The sequence below is a fragment of the Sporosarcina sp. E16_8 genome, assembly GCF_017347095.1.
Taxonomy (GTDB): domain Bacteria; phylum Bacillota; class Bacilli; order Bacillales_A; family Planococcaceae; genus Sporosarcina.
This window is the reverse complement of sequence record NZ_JADPRZ010000024.1, coordinates 13,913-35,859: the sequence shown is the minus strand read 5'-3', so window position 1 is coordinate 35,859 and position 21,947 is coordinate 13,913. Positions and strand designations below refer to the sequence as shown.

19 protein-coding genes are annotated in these 21,947 nt (G+C 43.1%); 2 read left to right on the top strand and 17 right to left on the bottom strand.

Annotation, left to right across the window (positions count from 1 at the left end):
- Positions 1-11: 11 nt before the first annotated feature.
- Both I2484_RS13665 and I2484_RS13660 read right to left on the bottom strand, forming a co-directional pair.
- On the bottom strand, positions 12-1,037 hold the full coding sequence (locus I2484_RS13665; RefSeq protein ID WP_207151595.1) for a cytochrome d ubiquinol oxidase subunit II: 1,026 nt from the start codon (positions 1,035-1,037) through the stop codon (positions 12-14).
- Complete coding sequence (locus I2484_RS13660) at positions 1,034-2,380, bottom strand: cytochrome ubiquinol oxidase subunit I (RefSeq protein ID WP_207151594.1); 1,347 nt, start codon at positions 2,378-2,380, stop codon at positions 1,034-1,036. Before I2484_RS13660 ends, I2484_RS13665 begins: the two co-directional genes overlap by 4 nt.
- A gap of 282 nt (positions 2,381-2,662) precedes the next feature.
- Here I2484_RS13660 and I2484_RS13655 point away from each other — a divergent pair, with 282 nt between their 5' ends.
- Entirely contained in the window at positions 2,663-3,091 is a 429-nt protein-coding gene (locus I2484_RS13655; protein ID WP_207151593.1) for an NUDIX hydrolase, read from the top strand.
- 219 nt (positions 3,092-3,310) lie between these two features.
- Here the strand turns inward: I2484_RS13655 and I2484_RS13650 are convergent, their stop codons facing one another.
- From I2484_RS13650 to I2484_RS13595, 12 genes are all read right to left on the bottom strand, one after another.
- Positions 3,311-4,249, bottom strand: a complete 939-nt coding sequence (locus I2484_RS13650) for a diacylglycerol kinase (RefSeq protein WP_207151592.1) — start codon at positions 4,247-4,249, stop codon at positions 3,311-3,313.
- Between the two features lie 78 nt (positions 4,250-4,327).
- Positions 4,328-4,897, bottom strand: coding sequence for a thioredoxin family protein (locus I2484_RS13645; protein ID WP_207151591.1), 570 nt, complete (start codon positions 4,895-4,897; stop codon positions 4,328-4,330).
- Positions 4,898-5,192: 295 nt separating this feature from the next.
- Positions 5,193-6,623 (bottom strand): Asp-tRNA(Asn)/Glu-tRNA(Gln) amidotransferase subunit GatB, encoded by a 1,431-nt coding sequence (gatB, locus tag I2484_RS13640; RefSeq protein ID WP_207151590.1) that lies wholly within the window; start codon positions 6,621-6,623, stop codon positions 5,193-5,195.
- 2 nt (positions 6,624-6,625) lie between these two features.
- Positions 6,626-8,089 carry an Asp-tRNA(Asn)/Glu-tRNA(Gln) amidotransferase subunit GatA gene (gene gatA / locus I2484_RS13635; protein ID WP_207151589.1) on the bottom strand — a complete coding sequence of 488 codons (1,464 nt, stop codon included), beginning with the start codon at positions 8,087-8,089 and terminating at the stop codon, positions 6,626-6,628.
- A gap of 25 nt (positions 8,090-8,114) precedes the next feature.
- Positions 8,115-8,402, bottom strand: coding sequence for an Asp-tRNA(Asn)/Glu-tRNA(Gln) amidotransferase subunit GatC (gene gatC / locus I2484_RS13630; RefSeq protein WP_207151588.1), 288 nt, complete (start codon positions 8,400-8,402; stop codon positions 8,115-8,117).
- 73 nt (positions 8,403-8,475) lie between these two features.
- Positions 8,476-9,603 (bottom strand): CamS family sex pheromone protein, encoded by a 1,128-nt coding sequence (locus I2484_RS13625; RefSeq protein ID WP_207151587.1) that lies wholly within the window; start codon positions 9,601-9,603, stop codon positions 8,476-8,478.
- 5 nt (positions 9,604-9,608) lie between these two features.
- Positions 9,609-11,621 carry an NAD-dependent DNA ligase LigA gene (ligA, locus tag I2484_RS13620; protein WP_207151586.1) on the bottom strand — a complete coding sequence of 671 codons (2,013 nt, stop codon included), beginning with the start codon at positions 11,619-11,621 and terminating at the stop codon, positions 9,609-9,611.
- A 26-nt stretch (positions 11,622-11,647) separates the two neighbouring features.
- Entirely contained in the window at positions 11,648-13,885 is a 2,238-nt protein-coding gene (gene pcrA / locus I2484_RS13615; protein WP_207151585.1) for a DNA helicase PcrA, read from the bottom strand.
- Positions 13,886-13,937: 52 nt separating this feature from the next.
- Complete coding sequence (gene pcrB, locus I2484_RS13610) at positions 13,938-14,630, bottom strand: heptaprenylglyceryl phosphate synthase (protein ID WP_207151584.1); 693 nt, start codon at positions 14,628-14,630, stop codon at positions 13,938-13,940.
- Between the two features lie 117 nt (positions 14,631-14,747).
- Positions 14,748-15,068: a YerC/YecD family TrpR-related protein gene (locus tag I2484_RS13605; RefSeq protein WP_207151583.1), complete on the bottom strand. Its 321-nt coding sequence runs from the start codon at positions 15,066-15,068 to the stop codon at positions 14,748-14,750.
- Between the two features lie 27 nt (positions 15,069-15,095).
- Entirely contained in the window at positions 15,096-16,163 is a 1,068-nt protein-coding gene (locus I2484_RS13600) for a DUF3048 domain-containing protein (RefSeq protein WP_255551417.1), read from the bottom strand.
- Between the two features lie 9 nt (positions 16,164-16,172).
- The gene (locus tag I2484_RS13595) at positions 16,173-17,891 is read right to left on the bottom strand and encodes an adenine deaminase C-terminal domain-containing protein (protein ID WP_207151582.1); all 1,719 of its coding nucleotides are present in this window, start codon (positions 17,889-17,891) and stop codon (positions 16,173-16,175) included.
- A gap of 283 nt (positions 17,892-18,174) precedes the next feature.
- Here I2484_RS13595 and I2484_RS13590 point away from each other — a divergent pair, with 283 nt between their 5' ends.
- The gene (locus tag I2484_RS13590; protein WP_207151581.1) at positions 18,175-18,867 is read left to right on the top strand and encodes a class I SAM-dependent methyltransferase; all 693 of its coding nucleotides are present in this window, start codon (positions 18,175-18,177) and stop codon (positions 18,865-18,867) included.
- 135 nt (positions 18,868-19,002) lie between these two features.
- Here the strand turns inward: I2484_RS13590 and I2484_RS13585 are convergent, their stop codons facing one another.
- From I2484_RS13585 to I2484_RS13575, 3 genes are all read right to left on the bottom strand, one after another.
- Positions 19,003-19,713, bottom strand: a complete 711-nt coding sequence (locus I2484_RS13585; RefSeq protein ID WP_207151580.1) for an ABC transporter permease — start codon at positions 19,711-19,713, stop codon at positions 19,003-19,005.
- Positions 19,710-20,558: an ABC transporter ATP-binding protein gene (locus tag I2484_RS13580; protein ID WP_207151579.1), complete on the bottom strand. Its 849-nt coding sequence runs from the start codon at positions 20,556-20,558 to the stop codon at positions 19,710-19,712. Before I2484_RS13580 ends, I2484_RS13585 begins: the two co-directional genes overlap by 4 nt.
- 119 nt (positions 20,559-20,677) lie before the next feature.
- On the bottom strand, positions 20,678-21,715 hold the full coding sequence (locus I2484_RS13575; RefSeq protein ID WP_207151578.1) for a LytTR family transcriptional regulator DNA-binding domain-containing protein: 1,038 nt from the start codon (positions 21,713-21,715) through the stop codon (positions 20,678-20,680).
- Positions 21,716-21,947 lie beyond the last annotated feature (232 nt).

Genomic DNA, 21,947 nt, shown 5'->3' with positions numbered 1-21,947 from the left:
ACCTTTCCCCCTTAAGCGTGATAGTCGCCTTTTCCGCGAACGTAGTCTTTATCGAATAGGAATAGGCGCATGAGCAAATACAATGACGGAATCAGTAGCCCAAGTCCCATGATGAACACGACAATAAGCGAGATGGCCATGGCTGGGTTCGTGAAGCTGTCGTAAATCGTCAAATACGGGTACAACAAGTATGGATAATGGGACGCACCATAGCCAAAGAAGGCAAATGCGAACTGGCCTACAAGTAACAGGAAGGCGAGTCCGTAATTACGGCGTTTCCAGATTAACCACAGCGTTCCGATAAACATAAGGAACGATATGAGGAACATCGGCCAAAAGTTTTGGATATTGCTGTAATGTTCGGGATTATGATTTCTGAGTTCAACAATGATACCACCTGCGGTAATTATCGTTGGCAACGCCCAGATAAGCGCATATTTCCGAATCATATTTGTCGCTTCCTTGTCACGTGCTTTATTCGCATACCAGGTCAAGAATACCGCCGATATATAGAGCGTTGCAGCGATGCTCAGCACAACAATCGCCCACGTCAACGGACTGGTGAACAGTTTCCAATAATCGAGAACGGGATTGCCATTCACCATGTCGATAAATCCGCCTTCAGAAATGGTTAGTACGATGGATAGTGATGCTGGAATAAGTATTCCGGCAAGACCGTACATAAACGAATATCCTTTGTGTCCACGCGCGCCATACGTCTCAAATGCATAATAGGAACCACGGATGGCCAGTAAGATAATCCCGATGCTGACGGGGATTAATAATGTCGTTCCATAATAAAACGCTGTTTTCGGGAAAAACCCAATGATCCCGACAAAGAAGAACACCAAGAAAACGTTTGTTACTTCCCATACAGGCGATAAATAGCGCTGGATGATGTTCGTTAAAATATGCTGACGGCCAGTGAGCGTGCTGTAAGCATTGAAAAAACCTGCGCCAAAATCAATGGCACCGATCAAAATATAACCAAACAGGAAAGTCCATAGAACCGATATGCCTAGTATTTCGAGTGTCATAGCACGTCGCCGCCTTTCTCCGTATCACGATCTTCAATTTCACGTTCAACTGGATTATTGCGGAACATTCTTCTCAGTACAACTACACTACCGACTCCTAGGACAAGATAGAGCAAGCAGAACAAGACAAGCATCGAGTCAACATGTCCGCTCGTCGTAGCGGCGTCCTCCGTCCGCATGACACCTCTTAGAATCCATGGTTGTCTCCCCACTTCAGCGAGCCACCAGCCTGCTTCAATCGCTACTATTGATAGTGGACCGCCGAGTACGATAAGCCAGCGGAACCATTTCGCCGAAACCATTTTCCAGCCTCGTTGAACACCTAACCAAAATACGCCCGCGAGAAGGGTCATCCAAATACCAATTGACACCATAATGTCGAATAAGTAATGGATATAAAGCGGCGGAACTTCATCTTCAGGGAATTGATCCAGACCAGCTACCTCTTGCGTAAAGCTACCATGTGCAAGGAATGATAATGCGTATGGTATTTTGATGGCATATTTAACTTCTCCATCTTTAAGTATGCCGTACATGATCAGCGGTGCATTTTCACTCGTTTCAAGATGCCATTCTGCAGCAGCTAGTTTTTCAGGCTGATACTCAGCTAAATACTTCCCTGAGAAGTCACCGATAATTGCTGATACAATCGCGAAAACGAGACCGACTTTCATCGTAAGATAAAGTGCTTTTTTATGGTACTCATGATTTGAACCTTTCAACAGACGGAATGCTGCAATCGCTGCAAGCACAAAAGCAGCTGTCATATAAGAAGTCGCAACAACATGCGCCACTTTCGTCGGCATCGCCGGATTGAACATCGCAAGAAGCGGATTAACGTTAACGAATTCACCATTAACGATATCAAAACCTCTTGGTGCATTCATGAATGCGTTAACGATTGTAATGAATACCGCCGAAAAGGACGCTCCGATGGCAACCGGAATAAGTAACAGAAAATGTTTCTTCTGGTTCTCAAATCGATCCCATGTATATAAGTAAATGCCAAGGAAGATGGCTTCAAAAAAGAATGCAAACGTCTCCATAAATAACGGAAGTGCAATAACATTCCCTGCAAGTTCCATGAAATTAGGCCATAACAAGGATAATTGTAATCCAATCGCTGTTCCTGTTACGACACCAACGGCAACTGTAATGATAAAACCTCGTGCCCAACGACGTGCAAGTAAAATATAATGATCATCGTTTTTCTTTATGCCAACCCATTGTGCAATCATAATCATCAGCGGTACTCCGACGCCGATTGTTGCATAAATAATATGGAATGATAAAGTCGTTTCAGTTAGGATCCTTGAAAAGAAGACTGCTTCTTCATTGCCCATCTACGTATCCCCCTTTAGCTCCCGAAGATTTTACCGCCAATTGATAACAGCATAATTCCTGCAATAACAAATGCAAGCCACATAAGTCGTTTTTCATGTATTTTGTACACTGCCAACACATCCTTTCAAATACATCCTAATTCTATTGTCTACTCTCTATACCATTGGTTAGTTATGATTTTATACGATTTACAAGAACACTTTTATAATAGTAGCAAAGTACCTACTTGTAATTAAGCAGAGTATTGTGTATCATTAATAAACTAAGTTGAGGTGGACACAATGAAATTGAAAAGAAGAGTATTAGCTTATATAACAAAAGGTGAAGGTGCCGAACGTCAAATTCTTGTGTTCGAGCAAAAAGATAATCCTGATGCTGGCTTGCAAGTCCCTGGTGGTACAATCGAAAAGGACGAGTTATTGTTAGATGCATTATACCGAGAAATTGAAGAAGAAACAGGCATACAGCGCATTGATTTAGAGTTAAAAGGAAAAGTAAATAAATCAAACTATTTTCCTGAACATAAGCATGTCATCTATGAAAGAAATATCTTCCACCTTGCATTTATAGGCGAAGAACATGCTAAATGGGAACATCGCGTAGACGGAGGCGGCAAAGACGATGGTATGACTTTTTGTCATCGATGGGTATCCGTAAACGACCTACCGGAACTGGCTGCCAATCAAGGCCAGGCAATTGATTTCATCTAGGATATGCGCAATGCGCCGTACTTCAGCCCCAAACAGGAGGAATCTAGTTCAAATCCCTCCCCAAACGACTTCTGACCAGGAGGTTGGCACCTGGAGCCTAGACACTGTTCAAAGGCGAAAAATTTATATTCAAGAAAAATAAGCTGTATGGATGTCCACTAGTGGCATCCATACAGCTTATTTTGTCCAATCCGCTAAATACCTAACCCTTACTACTCTTTACGACTCTACAGAAAAATCTGGTAGATCTATTCGATCCTCTTTCCGAATTTCACCCATCGGAACAAACATCTCAATATGCCTGTAAAGATTTTCGAACCTCGCCGGCAATACCCCACCGTATTCACCGTCTAGGTTTAGAAGGACTTTTTCAGTTGATGTCACTGTAATTTTTTCAGCTTTAGTTGAAATCACAAGCGGATCATCGAGATGCTCACCTCTAAGTGCTAGCGAAACAACACGTATGAATTCAGCAATATTACACTTTTTCAGGATGAGCAAAGTAAATTTCCCGTCATTAATACTTGAATCAGGGGCAAGTTTTTCGAAGCCACCGACTGAATTCGTTAAGCCGACAAGAAACATCATTGCTTCATCATCAAAAACTTCTCCATCGTATTCAATCTTGACGTGTGTAGAGTGGATTGACGGCAACATCTCAATACCTTTTAAATAATACGCAAGCTGCCCAAGTACCGTCTTCAATCTACTTGGGACATCATATGTCAATTCGGTCAATCTGCCGCCACCTGCAATGTTAATAAAGTGACGGTCGTTCATTAAACCAACGTCAACAGGAATCGTTTCTCCACGAATGATAATATCTACCGCTTCGTTAATATCACGAGGAATGCGCAGCGCACGTGCAAAGTCGTTCGTCGTTCCCGTAGGAATAAGCCCGACTCTAGGACGTTTGTCGAACGGACTTACACCCGCAATGACTTCGTTCAGTGTACCATCCCCGCCGGAGGCAATTATAAGGTCAAAACCAGATTCTACAGCATGTTTAGCCGCTTCTGTTGCATCTCCTTCACACGTTGTCGCATGACACGATGTCTCATAGCCTGCCTTTTCGAGCTTCTCGAGTACCTCAGCCAGGTGTTTGCGGAATGCTTCGCGTCCCGACGTCGGATTATAAATAATTCTTGCTCGTTTCATCCGAATTCCCTCTATTCGTACATATGTTTTTTTATTGATTAGCAAAATGCCCCATTAATAAGACACACTACCCGGCGCTTAAGATTGCTTCTGCAATACCGGCAAGAAAGTTTTACGGATGTCATCGTATACAGTCAACCAGAGCTCTGGCTTAGATGTATATTCGGCAGTAATGCGCTCAATGAATGCCTGCTGTTTTTCTTTATACGCTGGTGAATCCGCTGCTGGTAAGTCTTTGCGCAGTTCTAAAACATATTCTTGAATAGCAGCAGCTCGCGGTCCCCATTTCGCTTCGACTTCCCCGTCTTCACCTAGCAATAAGTATACAGGAATCGACCTACCTCCGTTTGTCAGATGTTTGTCGATTAAGTCTGTTTCAGCATCACGGTACGCAGTACGTACGTCAAGACCCGCGGCTTCCGCTATTCTACGAAGAACTGGATTATTCATCATTGCGTCGCCGCACCAATCTTCCGTAATAACTAGGATATTCGGTTTCTTTTCTTTTAATAGCGCGATGAATTCATCATCTGCAGGCACTTCGAATTGTTCATAAATGCGAAAACTTTCTTCTTTATGTTTTTCCATCTTGTTCATATACAGTTCGAGTGAAATGGCTTCATCAAAGTATTGTTTTTCAGTTTTCATTAACTATCCACACTCCTTTTCTTCAATTGTACGTCGTCGCTTCCCACGAATCAAATTACGAGATTAGAAAAAGACGCTCTATACAGGGACTTGGAAAAGTCTTATACAGAGCGTCTCATTGTAAAAATAAGAAATAATACGTTTTCACCTTAAAGTGGTGTCTAGGCTCCAGGCGCCAGACGCTCGGGTCATAAGTCAGTCGCAGGCCTACAGGATGTAGGTCATGCAGCTGGTGCCACAGGAAGTGGCGCACTTAGGCTGCGTTCATTTTTAACGGCGCCTTGCGCTTTTCTAGTTACCTTTTCCCGATTTCCTCGAGAAGGATTTTATTGACGAGTGGCGGGTTTGCTTGCCCCTTCGTCGCTTTCATAATTTGACCAACGAGGAAGCCGACTGCGCGCTCTTTCCCGTTTTTATAGTCTTCGATTGATTGTTCATTCGCATCTAATATTTCGGTGACGATTGTACGGAGCGTGCCTTCATCAGAAATTTGGACGAGTCCTTTTTCTTTGACGATGTCTGCTGCGTCTCCGCCGTTGTCAATTAATTCCTTAAATACTTTTTTCGCGATTTTCGATGAAATCGTACCATCTGTAATGAGCTTGATCATACTTGCAAGTCCTTCAGGCGTTAACGCTGTCGCATCAAGTTCTTTTGACTCTGCATTTAGATAAGCCGAAACTTCACCCATTAGCCAGTTAGATGCAAGTTTCGCATCGGCTCCGGCCGTAACAGTTGCTTCAAAGAAATCGGACATATCTTTTGTCAATGTCAAAACCATTGCATCGTAAGCAGGTAAATCAAGGTCGTTGATATAACGTTCCTTACGTGCATCCGGAAGTTCTGGTATTTCAGCACGAACACGCGCAATCCATTCTTCGTCGATATGAATATCTGTCAAGTCAGGTTCAGGGATAAAGCGATAATCATTCGCTGGGCCTTTGACACGCATAAGAAGTGTTTTACCTGTTGCTTCATCGTAACGACGTGTTTGCTGTTCGATTTTACCGCCGGATAACAGGACATCTACTTGGCGATCCACTTCATATGCAATTCCTCTGCGTACAAAGTTGAATGAGTTCAAGTTTTTCAATTCCGTTTTCGTACCAAATTCCTCTTGTCCAAACGGACGGATTGAAATGTTGGCGTCACAACGGAGTGATCCTTCTTCCATACGGACATCGGAAACACCTGTGTATTGGATGATAGCTTTCAATTTTTCAAGGAAAGCATACGCTTCTTCCGGAGACCGTACATCAGCTTCTGTCACAATTTCAATTAAGGGTACACCTTGTCTGTTTAAGTCGACAAGTGAGTGACCTTCATCGGAATGTGTCAATTTCCCTGCATCTTCCTCAAGGTGAACGCGTTCAATACGAATCTTTTTCTTTTTACCGTCTACTTCAATTTCGACCCAACCATTTGCACCAATTGGTCGGTCATCTTGAGAGATTTGGTAAGCTTTAGGATTATCGGGGTAGAAGTAATGCTTTCGGTCGAAATTAGTGATTGGCGCAATTTCACAGTTAAGTGCCATTGCAGCTTTCATACCAAAATCAACTGCAAGTTCGTTCATCACCGGTAAAACACCCGGATAAGCCAAGTCAATAACATGAATGTTCATGTTTGGTTCCGCACCGAAATGTGCATGAGCTGGAGACATAATTTTCGATTCTGTTTTAAGTTCTACGTGGACTTCAAGCCCTACTACCGTTTCAAAATTCATTATTATTTCCCCTCCCATATGACTGGAGTTTGTGTATGGAAATCAGTCGCTTGTTCGTAAGCATGTGCCACTTTGTAAAGTGTCGCTTCATCGTAATGTTTCCCGATGATTTGAAGACCTAGTGGAAGTCCATTCGAAAATCCGCATGGTACCGAAATTGCCGGTACACCCGCAAGGTTAATCGGAACTGTCAAAATGTCATTTGCGTACAGCGTCAATGGATCTTCAAGTTTTTCACCAATCTTATAAGCCGTTGTCGCAGATGAAGGTCCGATGATTACATCGTATTTCTCAAAAAGATTCGCAAAGTCTTGTGCAATAAGCGTACGTACTTTTTGCGATTTAACATATAAGTCCTCGTGATGAGCTGCTCCTAATGAATACATACCGAATAAAATACGTTTTTTCACTTCATCGCCAAAAGCTTCAGAACGTGAACGCGCGTATAGTTCTTCAAGATTCTGGACGCCTTCAGCACGATAGCCATAGCGAATACCGTCAAAACGAGCCAGATTAGATGATGCTTCAGATGAAGAAATGACATAGTAAACGGGAGATGCATACTTCGAATGCGGAAGTGAAACTTCTTCCCACTCAGCACCAAGTGATTCAAGCACTTTGAGCGCTTCCATCACTGCATTTTTCGCTTCTGCGGATACACCTTCACCTAAATACTCAGCTGGAACACCGATTTTCAAACCTTTGATGTCGCCAGTTAGCGCAGCTCTGAAATCAGGAACTGCCTGCGGAGAAGTAGATGAATCTTTTGGATCTAAGCCTGCAATTGCACTTAGCAATAATGCATTGTCTTCAACGTTGCGCGTAATCGGACCAATTTGGTCTAGTGATGATGCGAACGCAACAAGACCAGAGCGTGATACGCGGCCATATGTTGGCTTCATGCCAACAACGCCACAAAATGCAGCGGGTTGACGGACGGAGCCGCCTGTATCTGAACCAAGTGCGAACGGCACTTCGCCAGCTGCAACTGCTGCCGCAGAACCGCCTGATGAGCCGCCTGGTACGTAGTCGAGATTCCATGGATTATGTGTCGTCTTGAATGCAGAGCGTTCTGTTGTCGATCCCATGGCAAATTCGTCCATGTTTAGTTTCCCGATTGTTACCATGCCTGCTTCGTTGATTTTATCAACCACTGTCGCATCGTAAACGGGTACGAATTCTTCTAGCATCTTACTTGCAGCAGTTGTAACAATGCCTTTTGTGACGATATTATCTTTCAGACCGATTGGCAAACCGAATAGGGATCCACGTCCGTCCATTGGTAGTTTGTCCAATTCTTCTGCTTTAGCTAGTGCTTGGTCTTCATTCGTCGACAAGAAAGCTTGTACCTGTCCATCCATTTGTGCAATACGGTTTAGTGATTCTGCCGTCAGTTCTTTGACAGATACTTCCCGATTATGTAATAGCGACTGAAGCTCTGTTGCCGTCTTTTTGAATAACGTCATTTTTCTTCCTCCTTAAATCCATTCATCAAAGGATAGTCGGCACTTTGATTTGTCCGTCTTCGTGGTCTTTCACACTCTTCAACATCTTTTCCCTGTCTAGCGCGTCTGTCGCAATATCTTTACGCAATACATTGTAAAGCGGCAGTGGATGTGTCATTGGAGCAATTTGCTCAGTGTCCACTTCTTGGAGTTTATTGGAAAATCCAATCATGTCTTCGAGTTGCTCAGCGAACATTCCTGCCTCAGCGTCTGTCATTGCAATTCTTGCAAGACCTGCGTGACGTTTCACTTCATCTATCGTCAATTGTGTCATTTTTTCTCCTCCTCCTCTTTGAATTGTACGGTTAATCATATCATCTTCCTATTATGATGAAAAGTTATGTTGATCAATAGCCGTAAATATGAACGAATGGCTTATCATCATCGGCCTCTTTCACGATTAATGCTTCCGGTCCGTTGACGGACGTTATACTTACTTCTGTATGCACATTCGGGAAATACTTATTAACGAGTGACGTCATATATTGCGTGAAGCCGATCGTTTCACTTGTACCAAAGAATTGGATTGGCACTTTTATTTCAAGTGATTTTAAGTTATTGTCCTTATAAAATCCGGTGCCAATGACGTTAACGAAACTCGGGAAATACGCATCGATATCCTGTTTAAAGTTATCAAATGTTGTATTCATATCCCTGTATTCTCCAGTTTCTGAAGCCGCTGGGAACACGACATACTTCTCGTTAACTTCTTTCCATCCTGTAGGTGTAGATTGCCCTTTTCCAGCAATAGCTGTCGCAAAGTATGTGCCGGGAACAATGGAGTTGCGTTCCTCCTGTTTAAACAGTCCGACTACAATTGGGATCTCTGATAGCCCTTCCTGTGTGCGAAGGCGTCGAACGATTTCTTCTGCCATTTTCATGCCTTGCTGTTCGAGTACCTTATCGTTTATTCCGGTCTCTTTTCCACTTCTCGAATAGCTCATTGAGTTGAGTGCTAGACCGACCGAAATACCAGCAAGCTGAAGTTTCTTTTCATCTGTCATAACGAGGTAGTTCTGTTCGACGATATGGGCCAGATAATTCGGCGCAACTTCCGAGGCTGTCTCTTCGCTCATGCCTTCCTCGATGGGTGGATTCAAACCGGCTTTATTCGCAGAACTTCTTGACAGCCAGGCACTGGCAGTCTCCTTGTCAATATGTTGCCCTTCTTGGAAGTAATGGTTTTTCGTATTGAAATGCTGATTGGAAAGACGTAAGAGCCCTTCTTCCGCTTCCTGTATATCGTATTTTGTATCTATATTGTTGACGATCAAACCACGGCTTGCACTTTTCTTGAAAGGGATGGGTGTCTTGTAAAACTCCTCTTTCAATTGTACATCCGGTATCATGACTGTCTCTTCAACGCTTTCTTCATTCTCCTGGATGACTTCCTCTTTCTCTGTTCCGAATGAAGGAAGACACCCTCCAAGTAGAAGAATGGCTGCAAGCCCAGGTAGTATACCTATTTTTTTCATCATAATTACTCCTTTTCGCCAAGCGCTTCAATCAACTCTGCTTCATTCCACACAGTGATTTCAAGCTCCTCAGCTTTCGCCAATTTCGAGCCGGCGTCTTCCCCCGCGATTACGAGATCTGTTTTTTTACTTACACTACCGCTCACTTTTCCACCGAATGCTTCGATTTTCTCTTTCGCTTCGCCACGAGTTAAAATCGATAGTTTCCCTGTTAGGACGACAGTCTTGCCAGAAAACAATCCGTCAATTGGTGCGTCTTGCCGCCTGCGTCCTTTATAGGCTGTATTCAATCCGTAAGACTCCAGCTTTCGTAGTACTTCAAGAACTTTTTCATTACTAAAGTACGTCGTAATCGAATGGGCCACCTTGTCCCCGATTTCGTGAATGGTTATAAGTCGCTCTGTATCGGCTACCATTAGATCAGCAAGTGTTCCAAACTCCTCTGCAAGTATGGCTGCCGCTTTTTCACCTACATGGCGAATACCAAGTCCGAATAGCATTTTTTCAAGTGAGTTTTCTTTGGATGCTTCAATTGCTGTTAGTAATTTCGAGACGGATTTTTCACCCATGCGTTCGAGTTCGATCAATTGCTCTCTTGTCAGCGTATATAGGTCCGAGACGTCGTGGACAAGATCTGCCTTGTACAATAGGTCGACTACCCGTTCACCAATTCCTTCGATATTCATCGCACCCCGGGACACGAAGTGAATGATTGCTTCTTTCATTTGGGCTGGACACTGCGGATTAACACAACGTATCGCAACTTCTTCTTCGATTCGAACGAGTTCTGAATCACATTCAGGACAATTCTTCGGCATTTCAAAAGGCACTTCATCGCCAGTACGTTTTTCCACGATTGCTGCGACTACCTCTGGAATAATATCTCCCGCTTTACGGATAATAACGGTGTCGCCGATTCGAACGTCTTTCTCTTTAATGAGATCTTCATTATGCAGTGAAGCGCGTCCGACTGTCGATCCAGCGACAAGTACTGGTTCAAGTATAGCTGTTGGGGTAACTACACCCGTTCTGCCAACACTAAGCTCTATATCCAGTAATGTTGTGACGACTTCTTCAGCAGGAAACTTGTAAGCAGTCGCCCATTTTGGATTTCTAGCTGTAAATCCAAGCTGTTCCTGGTCCTCAAAATCATCAACTTTTACAACAATCCCGTCGATTTCATAGTCAAGAGAAGAACGGATTCCCCCCCACTTCCCGACATAGTCAATCACTTCATCAATTGTGTCACATCTCTCACGTTCCTTGTTCGTTTCAAATCCAAGTACAGCGAGGTAATCTAGTGAATCTGAATGGTTATCTTGTCCATATACACTGCCATCGCCACCGATTCCATAAACGAATATCGCCAAATTTCGGCTAGCTGCTATTTTTGGATCGAGTTGGCGAAGTGAGCCCGCCGCTGCGTTACGTGGATTCGCGAACGGTTCATCGCCAGCTTCGTCGCGCATTGCATTCAATTTCACGAACGATTGCTTCGGCATATAGGCCTCGCCGCGTACTTCAATAGCAACAGATTCTTTCAGTCGAAGTGGGATTGTCCGGATTGTTTTCAAACTTGCCGTGATATCTTCCCCGACCGTACCATCTCCGCGCGTTGAGCCTTGTACAAACTTTCCATCGACATATCTGAGCGAAATAGCAAGCCCATCTATTTTGAGTTCACAAATATACGAAACATCGTGTCCTGCTGCCGTCTTAACACGCCTGTCGAATTCTCTCAAATCCTCTTCGTTGAACGCATTCGATAGGCTAAGCATCGGAAACTCGTGAACGACTTTTCCAAATCCCTTCAGAATCTCGCCACCTACACGCTGTGAAGGGGAGTCCGGATAAACGAGGTCAGGATATTCCGCTTCAATCGACAACAGTTCCTGCATATATTGGTCATAGATTGCGTCAGTAGTAAGCGGTTTATCAAGCACATAATAAGCATGGCCATACTGATGAAGCAGGTTATTCAATTCTTCTACTCGTTTTTCGAGTTCAAGTCGATCCATCGATTTTTTCTCCCCTTCAGCCATCATCATGCTTTTTCAATTGGTGCAAATTTTGCTAAGAGACGTTTGACCCCGATTGGATTCGGAAATGCGATGTCCAGTTCGACTTCTTCGCCTGCCCCTTTCACGCTGACAACCATACCGGTTCCCCACTTTTTGTGGATCGCTTTGTCGCCTGGGCTCCATCCCATTTTGTCTCCGCCACTTGTATTATATACAGGCTTTTTAACTGCAGATCGTACAGGTGCTTCATAGTGCGCCTTGGATCCGCCTCCAATGGAGAATCCGGAGTTTCTTGAAACGATTTCCATGATGTCATCCGAGATTTCTGCGATGAAACGCGAAGGGCTGTTATAGCTCGCACGTCCATACAGCGTACGATATGATGCGGAAGTGAGATAGAGTTTTTGCTCTGCACGCGTGATTCCCACATATGCAAGACGCCTTTCTTCCTCCATCTCCTCGTCATCGCCCATCGAACGTGAGTGAGGGAATACGTTTTCTTCCATTCCGATGATGAAGACAACAGGAAATTCGAGACCCTTTGCTGCGTGCATCGTCATAAGGACAATTTTCTCTGTAGATTTGTTCTCTTCTTTATCAAGTGAATCAATATCTGCGATGAGTGCAAGATCCGTCAAGAAGGCGAGTAATGATTTGTCACCAGTATCTTCTTCTGCCCGTTTTTCAAAAGCTTCTGTCACGGATAGGAACTCTTCGATATTTTCTAGACGACTTTCTGATTCAATTGTTTTTTCACGATGAAGCATTTCGCGGTAACCCGATTTATCAAGTATTTGCTCAACAAGTTCAGTTACTGATAAATATTCCTTCATTTGTGTGAATCCGGCGATAAGCTCTCGAAACTTGGCAACTTCATTTGCAGCTCTTGACGTGATGCCCATAAAATCTACTTCTTGTAATGCGTCAAAAATTGAGCGGTCGTGTTCAATTGCAAAGCGCGCCATTTTATCGAATGAAGTAGCACCAATACTGCGCTTCGGCTCATTAATAATCCGGGCCAACGCAAGATCATCATCATTATTAGAGATGAGTTTTAAGTAAGCAAGCAAGTCCTTGATCTCTTTCCGTTCATAGAACTTCGTGCCGCCAACAATTGTGTAATCGAGATTCGATTTCACAAGATATTCCTCGATAACGCGCGACTGAGCGTTCGTACGATATAGAACGGCGAACTGATCTAGCTTTAATTTCTCCTGCTCTTTCAATTCAATGATCTTACCAACAACAAACTGTGATTCATCTTTTTCATCGCTTGCTTTGTAGACATAAATTGAATCGCCTTCTTCATTGTCTGTACGAAGCTTTTTATCATAGCGGCTCTTGTTATTTGTTATGACGTCGTTCGCTGCCTGTAAGATGCGTTGCGTCGAACGATAGTTTTGCTCAAGCATGATCATTTCGGCATTTTTATAGTCTTTTTCAAAGGATAGAATATTGCCGATGTCCGCACCGCGCCATCTATAAATCGATTGGTCAGAGTCTCCAACAACACATAAATTTTTAAATTTAGCAGCTAGCATATTAACTAGTCTGTACTGTGCATTATTTGTATCCTGGTATTCATCGACATGAATGTATTGGAATTTGTTTTGATAAAATTCAAGGACATCTGGTACACGTTCGAATAAGACGAGCGTCATCATGATTAAATCGTCAAAATCGAACGATTGGTTTTGGCGCAATCGTTTTGCATAGCCATCGTAAACATCTGCAATCGTTTTTTCGTAAGGGTTGTGGGGGTTGATTTGAGCGCGGTACATTTCCGCATCAATGCATTCGTTTTTCGCTGAGCTGATTGCGTTCAGCATTGTACGCGGTTCGTACTGTTTCGCATCAAGGTTCAACATTTTCAAAACGCTTTTAATAACCGATAATTGATCGGCTGAATCGAGAATCGAAAACGATTTTGAAACTCCAATTCGGTCGCTATCACGGCGTAAAATTCGAACACACATCGAGTGGAAAGTTGAAACCCACATCCGTTCGCCTGTGCCCGCACCAAGCAGTCCATCGATACGATCACGCATTTCACGTGCAGCCTTATTAGTAAATGTAATCGCTAGAATATTGGAAGGATAAATATTTTTCTCAACGACGAGATAGGCAATCCGATGTGTCAGTACACGTGTTTTACCGGAGCCAGCACCTGCCATTATAAGCAGTGCACCCTCAGTTTTTTTGACTGCACGCGCTTGTTCTGGGTTCATACCTATAAGTAAATCTTCTGCTATTTTATTCATCTATTATCGCCCTCTCGGAACATTTGTTCTTTTATTATACACTGATTTCGTCTTAACGGGAAACCGATTTCACTGCGTCTACCGTTGCTAGTGCCGCCTTGAAATCTTCATAAATGACGTTGCCAACGATAATCGTATCCGCAATTTCAGCCATCTTTTTAGCATCTTCGCCATTTCTAATGCCACCGCCGTAAAAAAGGCGTGTTTTTTCGAGTACGCGTGATGCTGCTTCTACTACCCTAGGATCACCGTATATACCGCTGTATTCTAGATAAAAAATGGGTAATTTGAATAGATGTTCCGCCATGCGAGCATAGGCGATGACATCCTCCTCGTCCGGTACTTCTGTTACGCCGGTCAATTTCGCCGCTTTACAGTCAGGGTTCATAATACAATATCCCTCCGGCTGAATTTCATCCCAGTCCATCATATGACCGTATTCACGGAGGGCGGAATGGTGGAGGCCATTAATCCATTCGACTTTCGTCGAGTTAAGCACCGTTGGGATGAAATAATAATCAAAACCCGGTGTCACTGAGTCAACTGTCGATATTTCAAGTGCAACTGAAACGGAATACCTTCTAATACGGACAAGTAAATCAAGTACGTTATCGAGTGTCACTCCATCCGTTCCTCCAACGATAATTCCATCTGTTCCTGATTCGGCAAGCAGTTCCAATTGTTCGTCTGTCACTGTTTTTTCAGGATCTAATTTAAAGGCATGACGCCATGTTGTGAAATCCATGTTTGACCACCCAATCTTATAATGTACGTTTCTCTAGTATACCAAAAAAACCGGACAGATTCTTTCCCTGTCCGGTTCTAACTAAAAGCGTCTGGCGCCTGAAGCTCAGAAGGCATCTTATTTAGTCTTAGCTTCCTCTTCATCTACTTGTGGATAGAGGCGTCCAAGCACTTTTCCATACCCACCAGAGCCGTAATCCACACAGCGCCGTACCCTTGAAATTGTTGCAGTACTGGCACCTGTCTCACCTTGTATCTTATCGTATGTCTTCTTCATCATAAGCATTTGCGCCACTTCGAGACGTTGGGCGAGTGACTGTAATTCACTTATTGTGACGAGATCATCAAAAAATTCATAACATTCATCGAGGTCTTTTAATTCGAGCATTGCTTTAAATAATTGGTCCGTCTGATGACCACGGATTTTGTCGATTTGCATATGTCTCCCTCTCTCTGAATGAATTTCCTAAGGGGTATATGTGACAGACGTTTCCATTCCAGGTTTAGTGGAAACGATATGAATCCATGTTTTACCCGGAACAAGTTTCGCGGGAACACCATTTTCAATAGGCGTTAGGATTCCGTCAATATTTTTCCATTCGATTTCCTTTTCAATACCTGCATGGAACAACATACCTTTACCGCCCGACTCAATATCGACTGACTGTCTGCCGACATTATCGATTGTACGATGAGCTGTTTCGAATATAAGTATATTGGATAGCTCCACTGGTCTTTCATTGGATTTATCGACTGTTTGTATCCCTTTTACCATTCTATTATACGTTCCTTTTTCAGCATCATAAGAATACGTGCTTGTAAAATCCGGATCTGTTCCATAACGAACAACGAGCATTGATGCGATATCTCCTATTTTAGCATCTTCTATCGATTCTAGGAAAGAAAATGCCGGTATTACTGACAACTCTGTCGACGAATGGGTCTTCTCCATACCCGCTAGCACATTATCCTTCGTTATATACGAATTATGCGGAGCTCTTCGTTCCTTGGAGCGATTGAACAGCGTCCCATCATATTGCATGCCATTTATATTATCCACGAAACGATCTTGTAGCATTTGTTTGGCATCAGGGCTATATCCGTGCGCCACGTAAAATGCATCAAGGCCTTTTGAGATATGCACAAAGTAATCCCTAGCACTGCGGATAGGGCCGATTTCTTCAGGAATTTCACTTTGGAATAATGCCAAAAGCCTTGTGATGTTGCCCTCTGCTGCAAGTTCATAGACAATATCAGCATCACTAATACCTGATTGCGGCCTTGCTAGCGGATGGTTATTAATCGTCGCAAGAACAGCGCGATGGGTACTTTCCTCTTCTGATAGAACACCAGTGAACGGTTCTTTATACAAAGTTGGGCCCTGTACAGGTTCTTCTTCAACGATTAGTTCCTGTTCTTCCTCTATCGGCTGGGGTATATCTTCGTCCTCCGCCTTCTCTTCTTTCGAACACGCCGCTAACAGCAATAGTAAGATCGCTATGAACAATAGCCATCCTGTCATTTTCTTCTCCATCTTTGCCCCCTATCTTCCCGTTGCCGGAACAATAATTTCTTTTTTCATAACATCATACAGTCCCATCTGCGTGATACGTATGTACGGCAAATGTGTTGATTGTAGGAACAGCAACGTGTAGATCGCATCGCCTTTCGTATAGCCGCGTTCTGCAAGCGCTCTTTTCAATTCTAACTCTTGTTCAATCAATTTATGAACCGGCTCCGCCGATAATCCGCCGCCGATTGGCAATGGAAGTGTCGCGACGATTCCACCGTTCTCCGAGAGCACCATCCCCCCGCCAATTCGTTTAATTTCCTTGAAGGCATTGTGCATTTCTTTTTTATCCTTGCCGATTAAGATAAAATCCCCAGTATTGGAATACGAAGACGCAAAGCCTTGAATCCCTGTTGCGAACCCTTTAATAACTGCGTTGACATGCCATTTCCCATTCCTATCGAGAAGCATCAGGAAACTTTCATCGTGATCATCTGCAAGTTTATCGCCTTTTGTGTCAATCGCCACATTATACGGTTTTGTAATGACGTCGTTGAGCATTTCGATTCCAACCGGGTTGTCAAATATGAAATCCGATTCATCAAGATTGAAATTCGGTGCAAACGCTTCAACAAACGACCAGTCAATGGCCTGGAAAGGTTCAGTCGATTCATTTTCACGTTTCAACCATTTCCCTTTGGATAAAACATCCGTCGGTACTGGATTGTATTCATCCTCAAGGATATTTAACGTTGCATAACGACCTGTCGCAATGAATCCGTGTAAATCGGTCATGTCATAATAGCGCGCTACGTTATAAGACGCCATCTGGTATGCATCAATTGGTGGAACCCCCGCTTCAAGTGCAGCGCGGATACATTTATCCACGACACCGTCTAGGTGAAACGAAGGTGTCGAGCCGTCAGTCGTCATCATCAAATGATCAAACACATTTAATTCTTTCGCAACAATGTCTTTCAATAAATGCGGAAGATCTGGGCGAATAGACGAATAGCGAAGCGTCACTCCATACCCGTGCAGTAGCCGTGCCTCTACTTCTTCTACCGTCATCGCTTCATGATCACCGTCTGTTCCAAGAAGACGCATCCGTGCCAAGGTCCGCTCAGAAGCGCCGGGGAAATGCCCTTCGATTTTCTTGCCCCCTATTTTTGCAGCATTTACAGAAGCGACCATGTTGGGTTCACCAGCCATCAGCCGCGGCCAGCCTGTCAATTCCCCACCCACCAGCACTTCTGGACGTTCAATCCACTCTTTAATAGACGCTAGATTAAACAATTCAGCCTCATTCTGTAGAATTGTCTGTGAGTCAAACCGCGCCCACCAGTAAAACGAAAACGGCAATTTATTCAACTCATCAAGCAACGCAAACGATGTTTCGTTATCAAGGGACATGAATAATATGAGATTATCCGAAATGAATGTCGTTGTCCCAAGCCGCGATGCATAATCCGCGAACGTCCGTGGGTTGTACAATTGAAATGGATGAACATGCGGTTCAATATAACCAGGAACAATTTTCTTCCCCGTAGCATCAAAGATCTCGGCGCCTTCTGTCATTGCCGGCATCTCATTGCCAGCGTAAACAATCCGGTCGCCAGCAATCCAAATATTGCCTGTTACCCACTTTTTATAGATTGAATGTAAATATTCTGCATTGATAATAATAAGGTCCGGCGCCTTCTTGCCGTCAATCATATGTAATTGGTCTTTTATTTCTTTAGGCTCCCACATGATACACTCTCCCTTTAACTGAACTATTCATACTATTTATCCTAGCATAGCATTAAGGAAATAAATAGTGAGTTCAGTAGACATCTTTTGATATTGGGACAAACGCAGAATGCGTTTTAGGGTGTATGTTGTTTAGTTTGCGTGGTGTGTTGTTTACTTTGCGACTAACGTTGTTTACTTCTGGGGTTACGTTGCGAACTTCGCAATATTGTCCACTAACTAAAAGGGTTCCGCCTCCTTTTGACGAAATAGTCTAGTACTACAATTGATTGGATTTGATAAAATGACCGACAAGATGCAGTTTGATAAAGAGATGGCCGCGGAATATGACAGAGGAGTACGCCGGACGTTCCCTACCTACGATTCAATGTTCAAACTTGTACAAGCTTATCTTCGGGCAAATATAGCACAACAAGAAAGTGTGTTAATTATTGGAGCAGGTGGCGGCAATGAACTCGCTACATTAGGGCCAGCAAATCCCGAGTGGACATTTACAGCAGTTGATCCCGCGCCGCCAATGCTTGATTTCGCTCGAATGAAGGCAATCGATTTGAAGATGGATGACCGTGTAGAATTTGTCGAAGGAACTGTCAATGATGTGCTAGACGGGAAATTGTTCGGGGCTGCAACCTGTATTCTCGTCCTTCACTTCATTGAAGATGTCGATGAAAAAAGGAATCTACTTAAAAAAATCCGACACCATCTATCACCTGGCGCCCCATTCGTTATGGCGTCCATGTACGGTAATCCGAACGATTCGGCATTAAATGAGTTATTCGCTTTATGGAAAGCATACTGGCTGGATTCAACAAGGTTGACTGAAGTACAAGTAGATGAAATGGAGAAAACCGTACGGAAGCTTTCCTTCATTCCTGAAGAGGAGATTGTGCGTTTATTGCAAGATGCAGGGTTTGGAAATATCGCCAAATTCTTCACGACTAACATGTTTGGCGGGTGGATTTGTAAGGCGGAGTAAGTGGTCAATAAAAACTCCATTGAATCCGCTGTGGCGCTTGGGGATGCCTCCCACGATAAGCCTGATAGAAAATCACTACCAGTCTTATCGCTTCAGCTACCCCAGTAAGGCGCCTTCGCTGGAGAGTGGATAGAATCAATCCATTCTTTTTCTCTTGAACACAATGCTCGTCAAAACAAAAACACCGATAATCCAAAGCGCAATGATGCCAAAATTCAACCAAACTCCACCAAGTCCAATTCCACTTTCAACCTTGACTGCAATGGCCGCAAGTTGTGTATTCGGCGTATAATCCATCACTTTCAATATAGGATATTTGTCTGCAAACATCGTAGCCATCGATCCAAAACCGAACACAATCATAAATGGCATAATAATAACAGAAGCTTCCATAACCGATTTAGCAAGTAATCCAAGGAGCGTTCCCAGTCCGATGAAGAAGAAAGAAGTGAACAGGATTGCGATGGCTATAACAACAATTTGCTCTGGGTGATAGCCCGTTAAAAAAGCCCCAATTAAAACAATAATCATCATCGCTATTAAGCTCAACAAACTTTTACCGCCGAGTATTTCCAATGTCGAAGCAGGCGACAACATTAATCCGCGAAGGGTATTCTTCTCTTTCTCTTCAGCAATTAAACAGCACTGAATAAATGATCCCACAGTAACCATTGCGATATTAATAACCATATAATGCCCATCAACCGCAATATCATCACTCATCTTGCCCATGACAAATGCAATAATCAGCGGCATAGACGCTGTAAGCGAAACCGCTGAGTTTCTTAATATATCTTTGAGGTCTTTCTGAAAGATAGCATTTACACGTTTCATTGAAAAAGTCATGATAATTTCCTCCCTGTCACTTCGACGAAAATATCGCCTAATGTTGGTTCGTTTGAATGAATGGCGACCACTTGATTTGACGACATAAAGTCGAACATCTTCCCGGCATCTTCAGCTGTGCTCGTCAACACGACTTTCTCATTGTTTTTTAGCTCTACAGTCATTGTTGAATCCGAATACTGTTTCCTTAATTTCCCTGGTTCATCCATAAGTCTAATTTGGCCTTTGTTTAAAAATGCGACCCGATCACAGAGCAATTCCGCTTCATTCATATCATGAGTGGTAAGGAAAATTGTTGTCCCCCGTGCTTTCAATTCACGCAGCCCACTATGAATATGTTGTGAATTCACTGGATCAAGCGCCGATGTCGGTTCATCAAGGAATAATAGTTCAGGTTCGTGTAAAAGTGTTCGTGCCAGTATCACACGCTGCAGCATTCCTTTTGACAACTTCGAAACAACCTTTTTCTTTTCTTCTGTTAGATTAACAAGCGCTAACACATCGGCAATCCGTTGTTCAGGTACTTCATACAGCACACAGTAAAGCTTCAAATTGTCATAAATGGATAGCCTGCTATACAATCCACTGTTGTCCGTCAGTACTCCGATTTTCTTTCTCGATTCACCTTTTTTCATCCCTGAAACCGGTTCTCCGAAGACGGTCGCTTTTCCGCCCGTTTGGTTTAATTGACCCGTCAATATTTTAATAGTCGTTGTTTTTCCCGAGCCACTCGGACCGAGAAATCCAAAAATCTCTCCCTTTTTAACGTGGAAACTGACGTCTTCAAGTGCCGTCTCGTTTGCGAAAACTTTCTCCAATGATTGAACTTCGATGATGTTTTCCATTGTACTCCCCCTAAAATGTGCAAGTCGTTGTTTTGTTGCTACACCTTTAGATTAGGTCGTTTTCAATGCAAAAACATCATATTTGCCGTGAAAAGAGCCTTTTCGGGGGTGAATGGAGCTTATTTCAGGCCCAACATCACTTTCATTTCAGCCATTTTCGTTTTCGACAGTGGGATATTCGACTTTCTTTCATCATCTAGAATGAGACTGTAACTGTTCCGTGTCCACGTAATTACCTCTCGAACTTTTTGAAGGTTAACGATGTAGGATCTATGGCAACGGAAAAACCCGAAATGTTGCAAACGTTCCTCAAGCTCATTCATCGTGAACATCGTCGGAAATGCTTCCCCGTTAATGTGGAGTGACGACTGTCCATCGTTACTTTCAATATAATCAATTTCGGGTGGATCAAAGAGAACAATTTTTTCATTCACCTTCGTAGGAATTTTTTCAAATCGGGCTGGTTGTATCTCTGTTTTATCTATTTCAGCGCTCGCCTCTGAAATTGGAGAAATGTCCTCTTCAGATTCCCTAGCTATTTGAATTTCATGCAAACCGCTTTGATCCAACTTAAAAACTTTATCCGCTAAAATGACTGCACTCTCCATATTTCCCGTTAATATCAGTACACTTTTACCTTTAGCACGCAGTTCTTCCAACATAATAATCAATACACGCTGTGTTTCGATATCGATGTTTTGGTCGGGTTCTTCAAATATAAACTGCTCAGGATTTTGAATGAGGAGCTTCGCAAATTGGATTCGTCTTTGCTCTGAGTAAGATAATTTCTTTATCCTTACATTTCGCTTCTCTTCAAGGTGCACTTTTCGTAAAATCGTTGCAGTAGATATATCTGCGCTATAAAGTTTACGGTAAAAATTGAGCTGTTCAACAACCGTTAAACGCTCATATAACCCTTCATTCAGAAATGAAAAACCGATGTCTGATAGATTCGCCTTTGAAATCTCGACATTATTTATGTGAATTTCGCCGATTAAAATGGGTATTTCCCTGATAAGCATCTGTAAAAGCGTATTGCGCACGTTAAGACTGGAGTAGATTGCCGTTACTTGATTACTACCACTATGTAAGTTGAATTCAGGAAAAATGAGTGAATCATTTAATCTTTTCTCCACGCTAGTAAATTGCAAACCCATTGTCTCTTCACCTTTCTGTTAAAGCATCACCTTAAGTATAAATAATTTGGTAAATTTTGCAACTATATATCTAGAATTAACTAGGTGTTATACCTCACCCGTATAACGAACAAATCTAGCGAAGAAGCGACAAGTGTGAGCCGAAGCAATAAGACTGACAGTGTTCTTCTGGCGGGCTTATTGCGTAAGGCCATCACCAAGCGACTAAGCGATATAGGAATAACATTCCATT

Coding starts and splice junctions, on each gene's coding strand:
- I2484_RS13665 (WP_207151595.1), bottom strand. CDS start 1,037: ATGACACTCGAAATACTAGGCATATCGGTTCTATGGACTTTCCTGTTT.
- I2484_RS13660 (WP_207151594.1), bottom strand. CDS start 2,380: ATGGGCAATGAAGAAGCAGTCTTCTTTTCAAGGATCCTAACTGAAACG.
- I2484_RS13655 (WP_207151593.1), top strand. CDS start 2,663: ATGAAATTGAAAAGAAGAGTATTAGCTTATATAACAAAAGGTGAAGGT.
- I2484_RS13650 (WP_207151592.1), bottom strand. CDS start 4,249: ATGAAACGAGCAAGAATTATTTATAATCCGACGTCGGGACGCGAAGCA.
- I2484_RS13645 (WP_207151591.1), bottom strand. CDS start 4,897: ATGAAAACTGAAAAACAATACTTTGATGAAGCCATTTCACTCGAACTG.
- gatB (WP_207151590.1), bottom strand. CDS start 6,623: ATGAATTTTGAAACGGTAGTAGGGCTTGAAGTCCACGTAGAACTTAAA.
- gatA (WP_207151589.1), bottom strand. CDS start 8,089: ATGACGTTATTCAAAAAGACGGCAACAGAGCTTCAGTCGCTATTACAT.
- gatC (WP_207151588.1), bottom strand. CDS start 8,402: ATGACACAATTGACGATAGATGAAGTGAAACGTCACGCAGGTCTTGCA.
- I2484_RS13625 (WP_207151587.1), bottom strand. CDS start 9,603: ATGAAAAAAATAGGTATACTACCTGGGCTTGCAGCCATTCTTCTACTT.
- ligA (WP_207151586.1), bottom strand. CDS start 11,621: ATGGATCGACTTGAACTCGAAAAACGAGTAGAAGAATTGAATAACCTG.
- pcrA (WP_207151585.1), bottom strand. CDS start 13,885: ATGAATAAAATAGCAGAAGATTTACTTATAGGTATGAACCCAGAACAA.
- pcrB (WP_207151584.1), bottom strand. CDS start 14,630: ATGGATTTCACAACATGGCGTCATGCCTTTAAATTAGATCCTGAAAAA.
- I2484_RS13605 (WP_207151583.1), bottom strand. CDS start 15,068: ATGCAAATCGACAAAATCCGTGGTCATCAGACGGACCAATTATTTAAA.
- I2484_RS13600 (WP_255551417.1), bottom strand. CDS start 16,163: ATGGAGAAGAAAATGACAGGATGGCTATTGTTCATAGCGATCTTACTA.
- I2484_RS13595 (WP_207151582.1), bottom strand. CDS start 17,891: ATGTGGGAGCCTAAAGAAATAAAAGACCAATTACATATGATTGACGGC.
- I2484_RS13590 (WP_207151581.1), top strand. CDS start 18,175: ATGACCGACAAGATGCAGTTTGATAAAGAGATGGCCGCGGAATATGAC.
- I2484_RS13585 (WP_207151580.1), bottom strand. CDS start 19,713: ATGACTTTTTCAATGAAACGTGTAAATGCTATCTTTCAGAAAGACCTC.
- I2484_RS13580 (WP_207151579.1), bottom strand. CDS start 20,558: ATGGAAAACATCATCGAAGTTCAATCATTGGAGAAAGTTTTCGCAAAC.
- I2484_RS13575 (WP_207151578.1), bottom strand. CDS start 21,715: ATGGGTTTGCAATTTACTAGCGTGGAGAAAAGATTAAATGATTCACTC.